Source organism: Ferrovum sp. JA12, from assembly GCF_001431705.1.
GTDB lineage: Bacteria > Pseudomonadota > Gammaproteobacteria > Burkholderiales > Ferrovaceae > PN-J185.
The window spans coordinates 693,089-712,380 of record NZ_LJWX01000002.1 but is presented as its reverse complement, the minus strand read 5'-3'; the positions used below and the strand labels follow the sequence as shown (position 1 = coordinate 712,380).

Annotated in this window: 16 protein-coding genes and 3 tRNA genes; 10 read left to right on the top strand and 9 right to left on the bottom strand. The window is 39.6% G+C overall.

Translation table 11 applies throughout. From position 1 onward, the window contains the following. Position 1: 1 nt before the first annotated feature. The 7 genes from nagZ (at position 2) to FERRO_RS08420 (ending at position 5,176) form a co-directional block, all read left to right on the top strand. Positions 2–1,003 (top strand): beta-N-acetylhexosaminidase, encoded by a 1,002-nt coding sequence (nagZ, locus tag FERRO_RS08450; RefSeq protein ID WP_204374811.1) that lies wholly within the window; start codon positions 2–4, stop codon positions 1,001–1,003. Between the two features lie 6 nt (positions 1,004–1,009). Next, on the top strand, positions 1,010–1,924 hold the full coding sequence (locus FERRO_RS08445; protein WP_056930414.1) for a cation diffusion facilitator family transporter: 915 nt from the start codon (positions 1,010–1,012) through the stop codon (positions 1,922–1,924). Continuing rightward, positions 1,914–2,552 carry a uracil-DNA glycosylase gene (locus tag FERRO_RS08440; protein WP_056930413.1) on the top strand — a complete coding sequence of 213 codons (639 nt, stop codon included), beginning with the start codon at positions 1,914–1,916 and terminating at the stop codon, positions 2,550–2,552. The genes FERRO_RS08445 and FERRO_RS08440 overlap by 11 nt, the downstream gene beginning before the upstream one ends. Beyond that, positions 2,539–4,344: an excinuclease ABC subunit UvrC gene (uvrC, locus tag FERRO_RS08435; protein ID WP_056930412.1), complete on the top strand. Its 1,806-nt coding sequence runs from the start codon at positions 2,539–2,541 to the stop codon at positions 4,342–4,344. The genes FERRO_RS08440 and uvrC overlap by 14 nt, the downstream gene beginning before the upstream one ends. 10 nt (positions 4,345–4,354) lie before the next feature. Next, a complete protein-coding gene (gene pgsA, locus FERRO_RS08430; RefSeq protein WP_056930411.1) occupies positions 4,355–4,918 on the top strand; it encodes a CDP-diacylglycerol--glycerol-3-phosphate 3-phosphatidyltransferase in 564 nt (187 codons plus the stop codon). Between the two features lie 83 nt (positions 4,919–5,001). Beyond that, positions 5,002–5,077 (top strand) — tRNA-Gly (locus FERRO_RS08425). A 25-nt stretch (positions 5,078–5,102) separates the two neighbouring features. Further along, positions 5,103–5,176: transfer RNA gene (locus FERRO_RS08420), tRNA-Cys, on the top strand. A 1-nt stretch (position 5,177) separates the two neighbouring features. Here the strand turns inward: FERRO_RS08420 and FERRO_RS08415 are convergent. From FERRO_RS08415 to FERRO_RS08385, 7 genes are read right to left on the bottom strand one after another with little or no spacing between them, the layout of a single operon-like run. Next, positions 5,178–6,182, bottom strand: coding sequence for a PA2778 family cysteine peptidase (locus FERRO_RS08415; RefSeq protein WP_056930410.1), 1,005 nt, complete (start codon positions 6,180–6,182; stop codon positions 5,178–5,180). Between the two features lie 5 nt (positions 6,183–6,187). After that, complete coding sequence (locus FERRO_RS08410; protein WP_056930409.1) at positions 6,188–6,928, bottom strand: hypothetical protein; 741 nt, start codon at positions 6,926–6,928, stop codon at positions 6,188–6,190. Further along, complete coding sequence (locus FERRO_RS08405) at positions 6,929–8,554, bottom strand: GMC family oxidoreductase (RefSeq protein ID WP_056930408.1); 1,626 nt, start codon at positions 8,552–8,554, stop codon at positions 6,929–6,931. Position 8,555: 1 nt separating this feature from the next. Continuing rightward, positions 8,556–9,650: an MBL fold metallo-hydrolase gene (locus FERRO_RS08400; RefSeq protein WP_056930407.1), complete on the bottom strand. Its 1,095-nt coding sequence runs from the start codon at positions 9,648–9,650 to the stop codon at positions 8,556–8,558. Beyond that, positions 9,650–10,225 carry a sulfite oxidase heme-binding subunit YedZ gene (locus tag FERRO_RS08395; protein WP_056930406.1) on the bottom strand — a complete coding sequence of 192 codons (576 nt, stop codon included), beginning with the start codon at positions 10,223–10,225 and terminating at the stop codon, positions 9,650–9,652. Before FERRO_RS08395 ends, FERRO_RS08400 begins: the two co-directional genes overlap by 1 nt. Before the next feature lie 5 nt (positions 10,226–10,230). Then, positions 10,231–11,172, bottom strand: coding sequence for a protein-methionine-sulfoxide reductase catalytic subunit MsrP (gene msrP, locus FERRO_RS08390; protein WP_446718624.1), 942 nt, complete (start codon positions 11,170–11,172; stop codon positions 10,231–10,233). Further along, positions 11,153–12,589, bottom strand: a complete 1,437-nt coding sequence (locus tag FERRO_RS08385) for a flavin-containing monooxygenase (RefSeq protein ID WP_082601257.1) — start codon at positions 12,587–12,589, stop codon at positions 11,153–11,155. Before FERRO_RS08385 ends, msrP begins: the two co-directional genes overlap by 20 nt. 96 nt (positions 12,590–12,685) lie before the next feature. Here FERRO_RS08385 and parE point away from each other — a divergent pair, with 96 nt between their 5' ends. Beyond that, complete coding sequence (gene parE, locus FERRO_RS08380; RefSeq protein ID WP_056930403.1) at positions 12,686–14,659, top strand: DNA topoisomerase IV subunit B; 1,974 nt, start codon at positions 12,686–12,688, stop codon at positions 14,657–14,659. Continuing rightward, positions 14,659–16,995, top strand: a complete 2,337-nt coding sequence (parC, locus tag FERRO_RS08375; RefSeq protein WP_082601256.1) for a DNA topoisomerase IV subunit A — start codon at positions 14,659–14,661, stop codon at positions 16,993–16,995. The genes parE and parC overlap by 1 nt, the downstream gene beginning before the upstream one ends. Positions 16,996–17,023: 28 nt before the next feature. Here the strand turns inward: parC and FERRO_RS08370 are convergent, their stop codons facing one another. Together FERRO_RS08370 and FERRO_RS08365 are read right to left on the bottom strand one after the other, a co-directional pair. Then, positions 17,024–18,292, bottom strand: a complete 1,269-nt coding sequence (locus FERRO_RS08370) for an MgtC/SapB family protein (RefSeq protein ID WP_082601255.1) — start codon at positions 18,290–18,292, stop codon at positions 17,024–17,026. 30 nt (positions 18,293–18,322) lie between these two features. Beyond that, a tRNA-Leu gene (locus tag FERRO_RS08365) sits at positions 18,323–18,411 on the bottom strand. Positions 18,412–18,554: 143 nt separating this feature from the next. Between FERRO_RS08365 and FERRO_RS08360 the strand changes: the two genes are divergently transcribed. After that, a complete protein-coding gene (locus FERRO_RS08360; RefSeq protein ID WP_056930402.1) occupies positions 18,555–19,256 on the top strand; it encodes a dienelactone hydrolase family protein in 702 nt (233 codons plus the stop codon). Positions 19,257–19,292 lie beyond the last annotated feature (36 nt).

Genomic DNA, 19,292 nt, shown 5'->3' with positions numbered 1-19,292 from the left:
TGTGGGTCCAGTCATGATTGATATTAAGGGCTTTGAGTTAGATCAACATGAAAAGTCCCTGATTAGTCATCCCCTCGTGGGGGGTGTTATTCTTTTTACTCGTAATTTTGAGAGTATTGAACAGATTCAGTTACTGATAAGTAGTCTTAAAGCCTTAAAACATGATTTGATTGTTGCGGTGGATCACGAAGGGGGTAGGGTACAACGTTTTAAAGCTGGCTTTACAGTGCTTCCTGCAATGGCAAGACTAGGTGAATTATTTGATCAAGAATCAGACCAAGCCTGTGATCTGGCTTATCACATGGCTTTTGTTTTGGCTTATGAATTAAAACGTATAGGGGTGAATTTATCCTTTACTCCTGTGCTGGATGTGAACTATGGTAGAAGTGAAGTGATTGGTAATCGCTCCTTTCATCATGATCCAAAAGTAGTGGCTATAATCAATCAATTCTTTATTAAAGGTTTGCATGCTTGTGGTTTTCCTGCCGTAGGAAAACATTTTCCCGGACACGGATTTGTGAATGCTGACTCCCATTTGACCTTACCCGTTGATGACAGAGATAAAAAGATTATTATCAATCAAGATGTTCTTCCTTATAAGTCTTTAATAATATCTGGTTTAGATGCGGTGATGCCGGCGCATGTGTTGTACTCCAAAGTGGATGATAGACCCGCTGGTTTTTCGCAGGTCTGGTTACAACACATACTGCGGGGTCATCTTGGATTTACTGGAGTGATTTTTAGTGATGACTTGGCTATGGAAGGGGCGGTGAAAAGCGGTAGTCCAACTCAAAGAGCCCTAGCAGCTTTTCATGCGGGATGTGATATGGTTTTACACTGTAACAAACCTGATGAGTATGAGAGTCTTTTGCACGGATTAGAGAGTTTTACTGTGGATCCGGTGAGCGAAGGCCGACTAATTGGTATGATGGATAAGGGATCGTTAATGATCAATGAAAATGATTACTTCACGAGTCTTAAAGCTATTCAACAGTGGATATAAAAAAATATGTTAGTGCATCATAAACATGAACCTCACATCCATCACGATCCTGCTGGACACAATCATCACGCCCATAAGCCCAAAACAACTCAAGCCATGTTGGCAGCGTTGATTTTCACCATAACCTTTGCTCTTGTTGAACTGATAGCAGGCTATTTTTCTAATTCGCTAGCACTGATCTCTGATTCTGGACATATGGTCTCTGATGCTCTGTCCCTCGGACTGGGCTCTCTTGCGGTATGGTTGGGTAAACGACCCCCTTCACAACAACACAGTTATGGCTTACAACGTGCCGAGGTGTTAGCAGCATTATTTAATGGAATTTTGTTGTTGGCAGTGATTTTGGGTATTGTGGTGGAAGCGTTTCTTAGAATATCGGAGCCCCATCAAGTGAATGCTGTTACAGTTGTTATTGTGGCAGCCATTGGGATGTTGATGAACATGGTGAATGCCTTATTTCTCTCTAAAATGGAGAGTGGGTTAAACTCACGGGCAGCCATGATTCACGTGATTGGTGATTTTTTTGGATCACTCGCAGCCTTAGTTGCAGGCGCTATTATCTGGTGGACGGGATGGATGCCTATTGATCCCATTTTGTCTTTAGTGGTGGCAGCCATTATGTTGTTTTCAACTGTTAAAATTTTAAATGAATCTATCCATGTACTCATGGAAGGTGTTCCCTCTGGTGTCTCGTTAGTGGGTATTGGTGAACAGTTATCTCACCTAGAGGGCGTTATTTCTGTTCATGATTTGCATATTTGGACCTTAACCTCTGGTATGGTGGCGCTCTCAGCTCATCTTGAAATTGGCTCATTAGAAAAGTGGCCTGAAATATTAAATCGTACCCTAATGATGCTTGAGCATGAACATAGCATTGTTCATGTTACCCTTCAACCTGAAGTGAGTGGAAATGTCATTTAGTTGTACTCAATGTCAAAGATTAGTCCAGTTTTTAACTGAAGTAAAACAACTTAATCCCACATACTTTTGTCAGCCCGTCCCTTCATTTGGTGACATGAACGCGCAACTATTAATTGTTGGTTTGGCCCCTGGTATGCATGGCGCCAACAGATCAGGACGGCCCTTTACTGGGGATTATGCGGGGGAGTTGTTATATCAAACTCTCTATGATTTTAATTTTAGTAATCTTAATCAATCTGTCAGTTCACAAGACTCCCTTAGATTAACTAACGTTCGAATTACTAATGCCGTGAAATGTTTACCGCCTCAAAACAAACCTTTACCTGATGAAATTAAACGATGTAACCAGTATCTTGCTCAAGAAATACGTTCTTTGACTTCTTTAAAAGTGATTTTAGCATTAGGTAAAATTGCCCATGAGGCGGTATTAAGAGTTTTTAATAAGAAAAACAGCGCACATCCTTTTAAACATGGCAGTGTTTATCTGTTAGAGGATACCTATATACTGATTAGTAGTTATCACTGTAGTCGTTATAACACGCAAACTCGGCGTTTAACGAAAGACATGTTCCAACACATTTTTAATGATATTGCAGGCCATTTAAGTAAATCTGATGAGCACTTTTGATCTTGAAAACTTTATTCGAACACTCCCCAATCTTCCTGGTGTGTATCGTATGTTTAATCAACACAATGAAGTGATTTATGTTGGAAAAGCCAAAAGTTTAAAGAAACGGGTGTCATCTTACTTTCAAAAAACTCAACTGCCCACAAGAACTGCAGCCATGGTCAGCCACATTCATCATGTGGAAATCACTATTACTTCATCGGAGTCTGAGGCGTTGTTGTTAGAGGGTAATCTTATTAAACAGTTGAGCCCTAAATATAACGTTCTCTTTAAGGACGATAAGTCTTATCCTTATATTCAAATCACTCAGCACGCTTTTCCTCAGATAAAACTCTATCGTGGACAAGGAAATAATCGTGATAATTTTTATGGACCTTATCCAAATTCTTGGGCAGCTAGAGAAGTAATTCAATATCTACAAAAATTGTTTTTGTTGAGAACTTGTGATGAAAGCGTGTATAACCATCGCTCCCGTCCCTGTTTGTTACATCAAATCAAGCGATGTTCAGCGCCCTGTGTTAGTCACATTTCCCAAAGTGACTATCAGTTACACATTAATAACGCAGTCAGCTTTTTAACTGGTCATGAAGATAGTGTGTTAAACGATTTACGTCACCAAATGAATCATCATTCCGATCAATTGGAGTTTGAGAAGGCGGCGCTTCTTCGCGATCAGATTGCATTAATGCAGCAAGTACTTTTAAAACAATCTGTTTCTAAATCCAGTAAGGACAATATTGATATTATCGCAGTGGCTCAAAATGATTATTTTTATACCGTCAATTGGGTCATGATTCGTGGTGGCAAACATATAGGCGATAAGTCTTTTTACCCAAGTAATACTGATCAAGTATCTGTGGGTGATATCTATGAAGCTTTTCTATCACAGCATTATGTTGATGAATATATTCCTGAGGCTATTGTGGTAAACCATTTAGAAGATACTGATCATTTAAGTGATTGGTTGACGGAGGTGGCGGGACATCCTGTTAAAGTGATTAGTCATCCTGTGGGCGAGAAAAAAATCTGGTGGAACAATGCCTATAAAAATGCAGAATTTGCTCTCTTGAATCGTTTAAATCATTTATCAACGGCCGAACACCGTCTACAGAGCCTGCAGGAAGCTTTAAATCTTGATTTCACCCCTCAGCGCATTGAGTGTTTTGATATTAGCCATACTCAAGGTCATGATACGGTGGCCTCCTGTGTAGTCTTTGAACATGGCGCGCCAGCTAAGCAGTTTTATAGAAAATTTAATATCAGTGGTATCACACCAGGTGATGATTATGCCGCGATGTCCCAAGCCCTTGATAGACGTTACTCAAGGATTATCAAGGAACAAGGACAAATCCCAGATCTATTAATTATTGATGGAGGAAAGGGGCAGTTAAATATTGCTAAGGAAGTTCTCGCTACTCTTAATTTAACTGATCTCTTTGTGGTAGGTGTCGCAAAAGGAGAAGGAAGAAAGGCGGGATTAGAAAAAATTATTCTACCCTTTGATAATACCGAGTTATTGTTAAAGCAGGACCTACCTGGGTTTCATTTGATTCAAGCAGTTCGAGACGAAGCTCATCGTTTTGCTATTACCGGTCATCGCTTGAGGAGAAGTAAAACCACGCAGCAATCTGTCTTGGATGAGATTGAGGGGGTAGGTCCTAAGAGGCGTAAACAATTATTAATTCAGTTTGGTGGTTTGAAGGGACTACAAAGTGCTAGTGTTGATGATATTGTGGCGGTACCCGGAATCGGGCTGGAGCTTGCTAAAAAAATATATAATCATCTACACTAGACAAATATTTATGAAATTAACCATTCCCAATATTCTCACCTTTATTAGGGTTTTACTTATCCCACTTTTTGTGGCGGTGATCTATTTTCCTGATCCATGGATGCACGCTAGCGACTCAGGGTTACTAGCCGCTGTAATATTTATTGTGGCAGCTATAACGGATGCCTTTGATGGTTTTTTGGCCAGAAAACTTAATCAATCTACAGCGTTTGGCGCATTTTTAGACCCGGTGGCAGATAAACTAATGGTGATGGCCGCCTTAATTGTTCTTGTGGATTTGCAACGTATTTCATCGGTCCTGGCCCTGATTATTATAGGTCGTGAAATCACTATCTCTGCCTTAAGAGAATGGATGGCGCAAATTGGTAAAAGCGCTAACATCGCCGTATCAACGTTGGGTAAAGTCAAAACCTCAGCGCAAATGGTGGCAATCCCCTTCTTGTTATATAACCAAGTGTTGTTTAATTTTATACCCTGCCACCTCATTGGAACACTTTGTCTTGTCATGGCAGCTTTATTAACGCTTATTTCTATGTTTTACTATTTAAGAGTGGCGGTAAAAGTCGGTTTTTAAAGGTTTTTTTCAATTCTCATTCTTGAAAGTGAGTGAAAAATATTGACGTAACTGACGTATCAGTTTATTATTTACGTCTTATTGCGGGAGTAGCTCAGTTGGTAGAGCGCAACCTTGCCAAGGTTGAGGTCGCGAGTTCGAGACTCGTCTCCCGCTCCAAACAAATCAGTAATTTTTCTTCCAAGGCGGGGTGGCAGAGTGGTCATGCAGCGGCCTGCAAAGCCGTCTACGCCGGTTCGATTCCGACCCCCGCCTCCAACTAGTGATGTTTTTTTAAGTAATTTTCTATTTGTCGTTGAGTGACTAAATAGGTTTTACGATGATGATTACTTTTTAATTTTAACGCGCGCTGTATAGTCAATAACGCAGATTGTCCTTGATGAAGTGCTAAATAGGTTTGCGCAAGATTATTCAGGGCGTCTCCAGAATTCGGATTGGCTTTGACTGCCAACTCAAAATATTTTAATGCCTCATGATAATTGCGATGGACATAGGCAATATCACCAATACCAATTAAGGCTACAATATTTTTTGGCCAACGCTCTAAGGTTTTCAAATAAGCCTCTCTCGCGGCTTGTGGAGCAATGGGTTCAATTCTTGAAATAGAGGTTAAATAACCAATCTCTCTGGCAGAGGCTGGAATCACATTAGGCGGGGTAATCGTTACCGCCCAATGTTGAGATTGTGCCCATTGCCGATCAAAACTATCCATGGAAATTTTCTTGTTACTAGTATTGCTGTCCATTATAGTTACCGTACGGTCTGTAAAATCATAACCATAGACCACGTGAAATGACCAATCATCTGGATTTTCAGGGTTTTTAAGTGTGACCACTACAGGGTGTTGTTGTGAGATTTCTAAAAAAATATCTTCAATCTGTTCTGTCAAGGGATAGACCACATAGCCCAATTTTCTTGCTGTTAAGGTAGCATCAAATTCAAGGGTTCCTTTTTGTGCGGGAATATAATTTCGCGTGAGTAGATTATGGGTAGTAACATTTTTTCCATAATAATTGAATACTGAAGCAAGAGTTGAGGGGGCTAAAAAATTTCTGGTTTCAGGATAATAAGGAATGCCCTTTATCAACGATGAATTTGGTAGGCTCGTGGGTTTTTCAATTTGCGTAATATGACTTAAAGGTGTTTCTAAACTCTTTGGCTTGTCTGCGCTATCAGTATTTTTAACGCTCTCTACAGGGACGCAACCCGATAAAAAGAAGAGAGAAGATATAGATAATATAAATATGGCATGCTTAAAAGACATAGTAACTATTTGAAAGTAACATTTATCGGAGAAAACCCTTTTATTGTACCTTGTATAGTACTGACGTATTCAATAAAAAAAATACCACTCAGGCTTCCTGTGGTAATCCAATGCGTTGGTTTCATTTCTCTTCTAAGTTTTCTTTGTTGCGCCACCAAACTAGGTAACAGGAGCCTTGGATCCCCAGCAGGATTTTTTCCAATCAACTGAGTTTTTTCCTCATTATTGCAAGTGAGGGAAATTGAGGGTTCAAGGAACTCTATAGAACTTGAATAAGGCCTTGGCTCACCGATCACTAAGGCTCCATTACTTTGTAAATCTGCCGCTTTGAGGTAAGCGGGGAGTTCTGGCCAATCAGGTAAACGAGTAGACACAATTTCAATGGCAGGGGCTACTTCTATAATATGTTCATCTAATTCTTGCAGCGTAGTAGCTTGATCAATAAGGTGTATATGCGTTAGCCTAAAAGCATATTCTAACTCTATCCCAATTAATGAATAGTTATTGAGTGAAAGGACGGTTGGGTTGTGATAGAGCCATTGACTTGGCAAAGGCGAAGAGAATACGCTATGAATGGAATCACCTGTTCCCACCTTCCAAGCAGCAATGTTGTCACCCATTAATTTAATTAAATCATTTTGGACATGATAGGCCTCTTCCAGAGAGTGAGGTTCTAAATCGGCCTCTCTGTGAATACGTTTTTTATCAGTAATGGCGGCAAATAAATGACGAGAGAGAGTGTTCATTTAGGTGAGCGAATGATCTTTTTTAATTAACAGGGATGCTCGTTCAGCCATCATCATAATTGGTGCGGCGGTATTGCCTGAGGTGATAACAGGCATAGTACTACCATCCACAACTCGAATATTTATGATACCGTTGAGTTTGAACTCGCTATCAACACACCGTGATGGATCATTTTTAGCCCCCATCTTACAGGTGGAAGTGGGATGGAAAATCGTTGTTCCAATGTTTCTTACCCCATCTAAAATTTCTTCATCGGTTTGTTTGGCAGATCCTGGTAAAACCTCTTGAGGTTGATAAGGTTTAAAAACAGGAGCGGAGATAATTTGTCGTGTGAGTTTTACCGATTCAATCGCAATTTTTTGATCTTCAATGCTAGAGAGGTAATTGGGCTTAATAATTGGTTTAGCGAAAGGGTCGCTGCCACTAATATGCACTGATCCTTTTGAGGTGGGTTGTAGGTTACATACACTGGCAGTAAACCCATTAAATGGATGCAAAGGATCACCAAACTTTTCCAAGGACAAAGGCTGCACATGATATTGTAAATTAGCACGAGGTTGATCCATAGTGCTCTTTGCAAATACGCCTAACTGCGAAGGAGCCATGGACATGGGTCCACGACGTGTGAGCAAGTACTGCAGTCCAATACGCATTTTGCCAAACCAATTATTAGCCAGAGTATTTAAGGTAGGTAGGTTTTCAACTCGATAGACATGTCTTAGCTGTAAATGATCCTGAAGGTTTTCACCTAATTGAGGAAGTGAATGAACGATGGGAATATTAAATTCTTTGAGTAGGTCAGCGCGACCAATGCCTGAACGCTCTAACAAAGTGACAGAACCAATTGCTCCAGCACACACAATAATCTCTTTAGTGGCTGAAAATTGGACTAATTCATTATTTTTCAGTACTTCAATACCGGTTGCTCTTCTATTGTCGTCGAAGAGAATTTTAGTCGCATGACTTTCACTTGAAATAGTTAGGTTAGTTCTGTAGGAAGCGGATTTTATAAAGGCTTGACCAGCATTAAGTCGTAAGCCTTTATACTGGTTCACATCAAAGTACCCTACACCAAAATTATCCCCGGTATTAAAGTCCTTAGTAAAAGGAATGCCGTTTTCAATACTGGCCTCTTTAAATACCTCTAGTACTTTCCAAGACAGCCTTTGCTTAGATACTCGCCAAGGTCCTTTGTTACCATGAAATTCATTAGCCCCTGAATGGTATCTTTCCATTTTCTTAAAGAGTGGTAATACGTTCTCCCAAGACCAACCCTCATCACCTGTTATATTTACCCAAGTTTGATAATCGGCCTGTTGACCCCTCATATAAATCATCCCGTTGATCAGAGAGCTACCCCCAATCCCTTTTCCCCTGGGATATTTAATCGAGCGACCGTTTAGACCTTCATCTTTTACTGTGTCAAAGCACCAATCTGTTCTCGGGTTACCAATACAATATAAGTAACCAACGGGAATATGAATCCATGGATAGTTATCATGTTTTCCCGATTCAATTAAGAGGACGCTCACATTGTTATCCTCAGACAAACGATGGGCTATCACAGAGCCTGCACTACCTGAACCTATAACAATGAAGTCGAATTGAGTGGGATAATTTAACATGCTAATTCAATTCCTTATAAATTTTACTTTCTCCAACCTTTAGAACAATAAATTTGTCTTGACTGATATGTTGATCTACTAATGCTTTATTCAAATCCTCGGGAGCTTGGGTGTAGGATTCATCAGATAATTTAAATACGCCCCAATGAATTCCAAACGCCTGTTTAGCATGTACATCTTGCATGACTTTAACTGCCTCGCTGGGATTAATATGATAATTAGCCATAATCCAACGAGGTTTATAGGACCCAATATCAATAGCGGCTAAGTCAAAATACTTGAAGCTCTCTCCAATATCAACAGTGTCCTTGGAGTAGCCAAGATCTCCTGAAAACCAAAATCTAAAACCCGGATGGACAATTGCCCAGGAGCCCCACAGAGTTTCATTTCTATCCCATAAAGACCTTGCGCTCCAATGGTGAACAGGTAAAAAAGTCAGAGTGAAGTTCTTGGTTCTACCCTGCACATGGATAGATTGTTGCCACTTAAACTCTTGCACTTTATTGCTATAGGCAGGAATATTTAGCTTGTCTACATTATCCATCATCCATGCTTTTACTTTGAGTGGTACTAAAAACAAGGGGGGGCCTCCTGTTTGGTCTGCTAGGGCTCTGATGGTGGGCAAATCAAGATGATCGTAATGATTATGAGAGATGACTACAACGTCGATATGAGGTAATTGATTAAAGGGTACTCCTGGTGGAACACGTCGTTTGGGGCCTAGGGGAGGCAGTGGGCTCGCGTAGTCAGAATAGATGGGATCAGTTAAAAAATTGACCCCATCATATTGATAAAGAATAGTGGAGTGCCCAATCCAGGTAACTAATACATCCTTCGGGGGATGATGAATCAATGTTAAGTCAGGTGATACAGAGGGGGTAGGGGGGATAGTGGTATTACTTTGACTATTAAACAGCTTTTGCCATTGCCATTTTAAAAAATTACCTTGAGGATAACGGTCTGGATAAAGATTAGTAAAATGTTCTGTTTGGTCAGACTGGCTATGGATAACTTCATTTGTTACAGGAGAGGATTCAACAGTGGCAGTAACAAAGTAAAGTAAAAAGATTGCGAGGGTTTTTATAATTCTTGCCATTAAGGTTTTATTTTGGTCTGCTGAAAGTGTTTAACAAGTCTGATGCCTAATAAACCACTTAATACTATAGCATAGAGTATAGGTTGGGTAAGATCGCGTTTTACTAACCACCAAAAATGAACAACTCCCAACAGGGGAATCAAGTAGGCCAGCTTGTGTAATCTTTTCCAGTTCTTTTTGAGTCTTCTTTGCGCATAATTGGTTGAGGTCACTACTAAAGGCAAGGTTAACAGTAAAGCTGAAAAACCCACATAGACAAAAGGATGTTTCAGTAGGTCATGACTTATTTCAGACCAATTAAAATGTAAATCAAGTCCACTGTAAGCAAGAAAATGAAGGGTTAAATAAAAAGAAGCAAAAAGACCTAACATACGTCTAAATTTCAAGGGTTGAACAATATTAAACATTGTTCTCAAGGGGGTCATAGCAAGGGTGATTAAGAAAAAATTCAGGGCCCAAAGTCCGGTAAAATGGATGATTTCAGATATGGGGTTAGCCCCTAGTTGATTTAAAAAAGTCTTATAAATCAAATAGGAAAAGGGCAAGAGACAAACTAAAAAAAGTATTTTTTTCATGGTCTTTAAAAATATTTTTTAAGGTCCATGCCAGTATATAAATGAGCCACTTGATCGGCGTAGCCATTGAACATAAGTGTTCTACGTCTGGCTGCAAATAAACCATCGCCAATTCTCCGTTCCGTGGCTTGGCTCCAACGAGGATGGTCCACCAATGGATTAACGTTTGAGTAAAAGCCATACTCGTTAGGATTGGTTATATTCCATGTCGTGGCAGGTTGCTGCTCCACAAACCTCACTTTAACAATACTTTTAATGCCTTTAAAACCATACTTCCAGGGGACCACAAGGCGAACTGGCGCCCCATTTTGGTTTGGTAATATTTTACCGTACATGCCAACAGCTAAAATAGTTAACGGGTGTGTGGCTTCGTCCATTCTTAAGGCTTCTGTATAGGGCCAATGGAGTATTGACGACTTTACCCCTGGCATCATTGTAGGGTCATCAAGTGATACAAACTCTATAAATTTGGCATTGCCTGTAGGTTCGCACCAATGAATAAACTTTTTTAAACTCAATCCTACCCAAGGAATCACCATACTCCATGCTTCTACGCAACGGTGATGGTATATTCTCTCTTCAAGAGGAAACTTATTGATCAACTCATCAATAGCTATTTGCTTATTTTTTTTGACTAATCCCTCAATTGTTATGTGCCAAGGACGAGTAATTAAGGAGCCTGCGTTTTGAGCAGGGTCGGTCTTATCAGTTCCAAATTCATAATAGTTGTTGTAATGCGTTGCATCTTGATAAGAAGTCATGGCATCAGCAGTGGTTATAACTTTAGGGGTATAGTTAAGTGAATTATTAAAAGAAAAGGCATTAATTGGTAAAAAGGCCGTTGGCAGCGCTATCCCCATGGCTTTAAGAAATTGTCGTCGATGAAGGTAGTTGCTTTCTGAGGTAATGTCAGAGGGTAAGAATGTTTTAGAGTCTGATTTCAAAATCATTTTTATTATAATCCTTAGTTAACCACCAATAGTAAAGGGAGGAAAATGGCCATAGAGCAACATTCTCACCTTTGCCATTTACGTACCAACTTTGACACCCCTTTTGCCATACGGTTCCAGGGTTTCTAACCTCTATCATTTGCTGATAAAGTTCTTGTTTGTGAGGTTTAACTGATACCTCCTTAACTTTCTGTTTTAAAAGATACTTAATGAATTTATTCAGATAACGGGTTTGCCTTTCTATCATAAAAACTAGGCTTTGATGTCCCAGTCCAGTATTAGGACCCACCAGAAGAAATAAATTTGGGAAATGTTTTACAAAGATACCAAGATAGGCACTACGTTTTAGGTTCCACACATCCTTTAATTGAAGACCATTGGCGGTAATTTTTTGGATAGGGATATGTTGATCGTGAATAAATCCAGTGGCGTAAATAATCATATCTGCCTCAATGTATGTGCCATCCACAAGCGTTATCCCCGTTTTTGTTAGCTGTTGAATAGCTGAAGTATGAACGCTAACATTGCTACTGCTGACGACTTGGTAATAGTGATCTGATAAAACAATACGTTTACAACCAAGAGGATAGTTGGGAGTAATCTTACTTCTGAGTTCTGGGTTATGGATTAAAGAGGCGATTCTTCTTTTTTGAATCAATTCCAATAATTTCATTAATACGGGGTTAATGAAGAATAAAACCTTTATTTCCTGTATACAGTAGTTAAATAAATAAAAAAAATTAAATAATAATTTATTTGTAAAAAAACGATTATTATGGAGAATAGGTTGATTCTTCTTACTCATCACCCAGCTTGCTGAGCGTTGGAAAATCGTTAAATGATTAACATGGGGTTGTATAGTTTCAATACATTGTATGGCAGAGGCACCAGAGCCTATAATCGCAACTTTCTTATCTTTATAATTAAGGTTTTCTGGCCACTGTGAGGTATGGAATTGTGGCCCGGTAAAATCTTCTCTTCCTTGAATGACGGGAATGTGGGGTTCAGCTAATGGACTCATACTCATGATTAAAAATCGAGTTATCCACGTACCCTTATTGGTTGTAATGAGCCAATGACTTGCTTTATTAATGAACTCTATACTGATTACTTTTTCTGATAATTTTATTTTATCTTTAATGGGTTCAGCAAGACTCTTTAGATAACATAAGATTTCTTTTTGCCCGGCATATTTGTGCGACCATTGAAGATATGGTCTTTGTTTTAATTGATACAGAATGCTGGGTACATCGCTGCCGCTTCCAGGATAAGTATTCTCTCTCCAGGTTCCTCCTACTTCACTTGCCTGTTCTAGGATCATCCAATCTGTTTCATGGGACTCGTATAATTCAAGTCCCATGGATAATCCTGAGAATCCAGCACCGACTATAATGACGTTATATTTGTGATACATAAAATATTTTTCTTGGCGTAGGAACTAAAAAAGTGCGATGATTCGAACTATTTTTCGATATCTTTATTAATATGACACATTATCTAGGATAAAACCGTGGCTTCATCTAAATATAACGAATCCAGTATTAGAGTCCTAAAAGGTCTTGAGCCTGTCAAAGAACGCCCTGGCATGTATACCCGAACCCAGGATCCAACACATATTATCCAGGAAGTGATAGATAATGCGGCCGATGAGGCGCTGGCGGGCTATGCTACCAAAATTTTTGTAGTTGTTCACAATAATCATTCCATTACTGTTGTAGATAATGGTCGAGGAATACCTGTGGGGATACATCCCGAAGAAGGTGAGCCCACTATACAATTGGTATTCACCCGCTTACATGCGGGCGGAAAGTTTGATAAAAAATCTGGTCAAGGTGCCTATGCCTTTTCTGGAGGGTTACATGGTGTGGGGGTTTCAGTGACTAATGCTCTGTCCAAACAACTGGATGTCATTGTCAAACGGGAAGGTAAAATTTATCAAATCTCATTCTCTGACGGCAACGTAATCGTTCCTCTGAAAGTGATAGGTCATTGCGATAAAAATGATACAGGTACACAGATCACGGTGACCCCTGATCCCAAATACTTTGATCAGCCACATGTATCCGTCAATGAGTTGGAGCGAGTCTTAAGATCAAAAGCCGTATTGTTGCCAGGCGTTGAAGTGAATTTACAATTTGAAAAGGATCTTGAGCACCTAAAAACCTGGAAGTATCCTGAAGGATTAAAGGGGTATTTAGATGAAATCTCTGATTATCAAGAACCTCTAGTCCCTATTTTCTCACTGGAGAACTATATTGACGCTACCACAGACAGTGAGATTTTCGCAGAAGGAGAGGGGGCTCAATGGGCTCTTGCTTGGTATGAGAACTCCTTTGGCGCCAACGAATCCTACGTTAATCTGATTCCTACTGCGGCAGGTGGAACCCATGAGGCGGGGCTCAGAACTGGGGTATATGAGTCAATTAAGAGCTTTATTGATCTGCATGGTCTGTTACCGAGGGGTGTCAGATTACAAATGGAGGACGCCTCAAGTAAGTTACATTTTGTTCTATCAACGCGCATTCTAGATCCTCAGTTTCAAGGACAAACTAAGGAAAAGTTAACGAGTAGAGATGCGTTAAAACTGGTAGCCACGATGATTAAACAACCACTAGATATATGGTTAAACAATCATTTGGATTATGCTAAAAAAATTGCTGAGTTGGTGATCAAACAAGCAATGAACAGGATGAAATCCAGTCAAAAGATTGAGAAAAAGAAGGGCAGTGGTATGGCTGTTCTTCCTGGTAAGCTGACCGATTGCGAATCTGACAATATCAATGAGAGAGAACTTTTTTTAGTTGAGGGAGATTCAGCCGGGGGCTCTGCCAAGCTGGCACGAAATAAAAATATCCAAGCTATCTTGCCACTGCGCGGAAAAGTATTAAACACCTTTGAGGTAGATAGAGACAGATTATTTGCTAATAATGAAATACACGATATCTCTGTGGCCATTGGCGTTGATCCACATGGTACAGACGATGAACCCGATTTAACAGGTTTGCGTTATGACAAAATTATTATTATGTCCGATGCTGATGTGGATGGGAGTCATATTAAAGTGTTGTTGTTAACCTTGTTTTATATGCATTTCCCAAAATTAGTTGAAACGAAACATATCTACGTGGCGAGCCCACCCTTATTTAGAATTGATGTGAATGCGTTAGGGAAAAGACCGGCACGTAAACTGTACGCTTTAGATGAAAACGAATTGTTAGCTATTGAGGATCGCTTATCTAAGGAAGGGCTAAAACCCACGCAATGGAGTGTTGGTCGATTCAAAGGCTTGGGTGAAATGAATCCTGAGCAATTATGGGAAACTACCATGAATCCGGATACCAGACGTGTCTTACCGGTTTTATTAATGGCTTTAGATCATCAACATACCCATGCTACTTTTTCCAAGTTAATGGGCAAAGGTGAAGCCAGTGCAAGACGGGAATGGATGGAAGAAAACGGCAGTAGTGTGGAGGTGGATATTTAATGGTAAAAAAAACACATATTGAACTTGATCAGGTGAGTGGAGATCTTTTTTCACACAACAACCCCGTACCACAAGAGCCAGAGGAACAATTAGAGTTATCCCATTTTATTGAACGCAGTTATCTAGAGTACGCCATGAGCGTTGTGATGGGGAGGGCGATTCCTGACGTGAGTGATGGTCAAAAGCCTGTGCAACGGCGAATATTATTTGCTATGCATGAACTTGGCCTCTATCGGCCAAATCGACATGTGAAATCTGCTCGTGTTGTGGGTGATGTGATTGGTAAATACCATCCTCATGGAGATTCTGCTGCGTATGAGGCGCTGGTTCGACAAGCACAGGATTTTACCTTACGTTATCCTTTGATTGATGGACAAGGTAACTTTGGTAGTCGTGATGGCGACGGGGCTGCGGCCATGCGTTACACCGAATGTCGTCTGACTCCCATTGCTGAATTATTGCTATCTGAAATTGATAAAGATACCGTTGATTTTACGCCTAATTATGATGGTTCATTCAAAGAGCCCAAATTACTACCTGCCCGTCTTCCCTTTGTATTACTCAATGGATCATCGGGTATTGGTGTTGGGATGGCCACGGAAATCCCTTCCCATAATATGCGCGAAGTGGCAAAGGCTGTTATTAGTTTAATTCAAAAGCCCGATACCACTATTTCTCAAATTGTTCGAGCTATTAAAGGACCTGATTTACCAGGGGGTGGACAAATCATCTCGTCCCACTCTGACATACTGAGCGCCTATGAAACGGGTAGAGGGTCTCTTAAAATTAGAGCCCGTTGGTCTATTGAAGAGCTTGCACGAGGACAGTGGCGTATTGTTGTCAATGAATTACCCTATGGCGTATCAACTAAGGATATTCTTGAGGATATTGAGAAAATATCCAATCCTAAGGTTAGGGACGGTAAAAAAACATTAACACCCGATCAAGCGAACTTAAAGGCACTGATTTTAGGAGCCTTAGATTTAATCAGGGATGAGTCAGATAAAAACTCACCAGTGAGAATTGTTATTGAGCCTAAATCGAGTCGTCAAAATCCGCAGGAGTTAATGAATTTTCTGCTAGTGAATACAAGACTTGAATCATCCATCTCTATCAATATGGTCATGCTGGGTGTGGATAATAAGCCTAAGCAAAAAAATATAAAAGATATTCTTAATGAATGGATTACTTTTAGATTAAATACTATTGTAAGACGTACCCAACATCGGTTAAATGAGGTTCTAAGAAGGATTCATATTCTTGAGGGCAGAGAATTAATCCTGTTGCATATTGATGAAGTCATCAAAGTTATTCGTGAGTCTGAGGAGCCGAAAATTGAATTAATCAAACATTATTCTCTATCGGAGACGCAGGCTGAAGATATTTTAGAGATACGACTCAGACAATTAGCAAAACTAGAGTATATTAAAATTGAAAAAGAACTTACAGAGTTACGGTCCGAAAAAAGTAACTTGAGTTATTTACTGGATAATGAAGAAGCCAGGCGAGAGTTACTTATTCACGAAGTGAATACTGATGCGGAGCTCTATGGTGATAAGAGGCGTACTTTAATAGAGTTCGTGGAGGAAGAACTGATTGCCCCCACTGTGTTGGATGAAGCGGTGACTGTGACCCTGTCAAAAAATGGCTGGATTAAGTCACGACAAGGTCATGCTTTGGATGCCAGTCAGTTTTCATATAAATCAGGAGATCATGCTCATTGTGTTATTGAGTCTCGTACCATTCACTCATTAATTCTGCTGGATTCAAAGGGTCGAGTCTATACGATTAAAGTCTCTGACATCCCATCAGGCAGAGGGGATGGAGTACCTGTTAGTACGCTTGTCGATCTACAAAATGGAGCGCGAGTGATTGGACTGATGAGTGCATTACCTGATGTGCGTTATCTGGTATCCAGTTCCTCGGGGACCGGATTTATGGTTAAACCTCTTGATCTGATCTCGCGGGTTAAGGCAGGTAAAGCTTTTATGAGTATTGAAGAAAACGATTACCCTTTATTCCCACGTTTAATAGATAAAGACGCTACCCATGTGGCAAGTTTATCTGAAAAGGGACGGTTGTTGATTTTTCCAATGAGTGAATTAAAAGAATTGCCAAAAGGAAAAGGGATTATTTTGATGGGCTTGGATCATGATGAGAAGTTACTTTCTTCTATAGCAACGAATCTATCTCGTTTGGTTATTCTGGGAACAAACCGAGCGGGTAAGGAAGTTCAAGCACAGTTAAGTGGCGCGGAACTTAAGTCTTACATTCACGGTAGAGCTAGAAAGGGAAGCCAAATTGATTACAAAATGACCGTCACAGGTTTCGCATAAACCACTCAACTGGGGAGTTTATTGTTAATTATTCTAAAATAGCTCCCCAAATGATGGTCAGAAAGCCACTTATGATGAGCACTAAAATGGATTGTTTGTTTTTCTTCCAATCACCGATGAAGCCAGTGTATATGGCCTTTAGTAATCCGTTGCTCCCTGCCGCGATTAAAAAAGCACCAGAGATTAAGTGATCCGACAAATTAGGATAAGAGCCGTTTAATAACGATAAAATAAAGGGATCTATATCTGTGAAACCTGTACCAAAGGCTAAGATTTTTAATCCTAAGGCACCAAACTTTTCTGTAATCACTTCAGTTAAAAATAACATAAGAATAAATAATCCAGCAAATAATATTGCTGTACCAAATTCTAGGGGGTTTTTATCTTTCTCTTGTTGGTCAGTGACTGATGACACATTTTGTTTATTGAAAATATAAGAAATTATTAATGTGGTAAAGAAAAATAATAACAAGGGAAGTGCTAGGGTACTTAATAAATGAGTACTTAGAATGCCTACTAAAATCATCAATCGCAAATACATCATAGCAGTAGCCGCTACAATGGCAGCTTGAATGCCCCCATTAGTCGTAGGGAAAAGCTTTGAGTGCCGAGCTAACACCACGGTAGCCGCTGTACTTGAATAAATACCCCCCAACAAACCCGTTAAAAATGTTCCGCTACCTAATAGAAAGTATCGTCTCAGTAGATAGCCTAGATAAGAAATAGAAGAAATGACCACCACAGCCATCCAAATATGAAAAGGAGAAGAGGGCAGGTATGTACTAATAGTATTCTTTGGTAAGAGTGGAAGAATGACTGCGGAAACTAAAAGAAATTTAGAAAAAAGTATTAATTCATCTTGATCCATTTTTTTCGTGATTTGTAAGGCAATCGGTCGTGCACTGATGGTGAAAATGATCATGACAAAAACCAAAATGAGAAACCATAATGGCGTATTCAGGCTTAAAGGACCAAAGGTATATACGATCATAGGAATCACTAGTTGCAAGATGCCAAATTGTTGTTCCTGGAGCTTTTTTTGGTAAAACAAGAAAATTAATGAAGTAATAAAGAGCATGCCAACTATAAATAATTTATAAGTTGGGTCAAGGGTAAATAAGATAAAGCCAAAAGCCGATAATAGAGTATAAGTTCTCGTAGAACCTATCCTGATACGATTTGGTGAACTAGACCAGTAGCCCCGAATTTCAAGACCGGTTAGGAACGCAAGGGAGAGTGTTAATGTAAATTTAAACCACAATTGATTAGTAACTTGGTTAAAAAACATATCAAGCATTATTTAATGCCCCCAGTTATTCTAATGTTGTGGTGCCCGGGGCCGGAATCGAACCGGCACAGCCTTTTCAAGCCGAGGGATTTTAAGTCCCTTGTGTCTACCTGTTTCACCACCCGGGCTAATTTTCTATTTTACCTTTTTTCAGAACTTTTTAAAAGTGATTTTATTGTTTAAAATTTTAATCTTTAATCGAGTTTTGTTTGTTTAGAATATTTTATAATGAAATGTTTTCAATTCTTCACTAACTGACAATGGAGCTTTTATGAATGGTCAATGGCTGGAAATTAATAAGGATGATCAATCTACTTTTAGTGGGTATTTAAGTCTTCCACCCACTGGTAAGGGGCCTGGAATTATTTTGATTCAGGAAATATTTGGTGTAAACGAGCATATACAGCAAGTGGCTGATCAATATGCCATGGATGGTTATGTTGTTTTTGCTCCTGATGTTTTTTGGCGCCAAGAGCAAAAGGTTACATTAGGTTATGATGAAGTGAGTTTCAAAAAGGGCTTAGAGCTCTATAACCATTGCAATATGCAAACCGCCCGTGATGACCTCATTAAGGCCGTTAACTTTTTACGTCAACGTTCAGAAGTTACCCATAAAATTGCTTCGATAGGTTATTGTATGGGTGGTTTATTATCATACATGGTTGGTGCAGAAAATGCTGTGGATGCTGCAATTTGCTATTATCCAGGGGGTATTGATCAGCAACTGAGTACGGCTAGCGAAGTTAACCTTCCTTTGTTGTTTCATTTTGCAGAAAAAGATCAATATATTGATGATAAAGCTGTCAAAACTGTGACGAAGACCTTTGCTAAGAAATCAAATGCTTGGGTTTTAACTTATCCTAATGTAGACCATGGATTTAATTGTTGGTCTCGGAGTATGTATAACCAAGAGGCAGCCTCTCTTGCACGTGGCCGAACGCTTGAGTTCTTATCTATTTTTTTGAATAAATAATACACCTTGAAATAAACCGAAATGCCCTCATCTGAT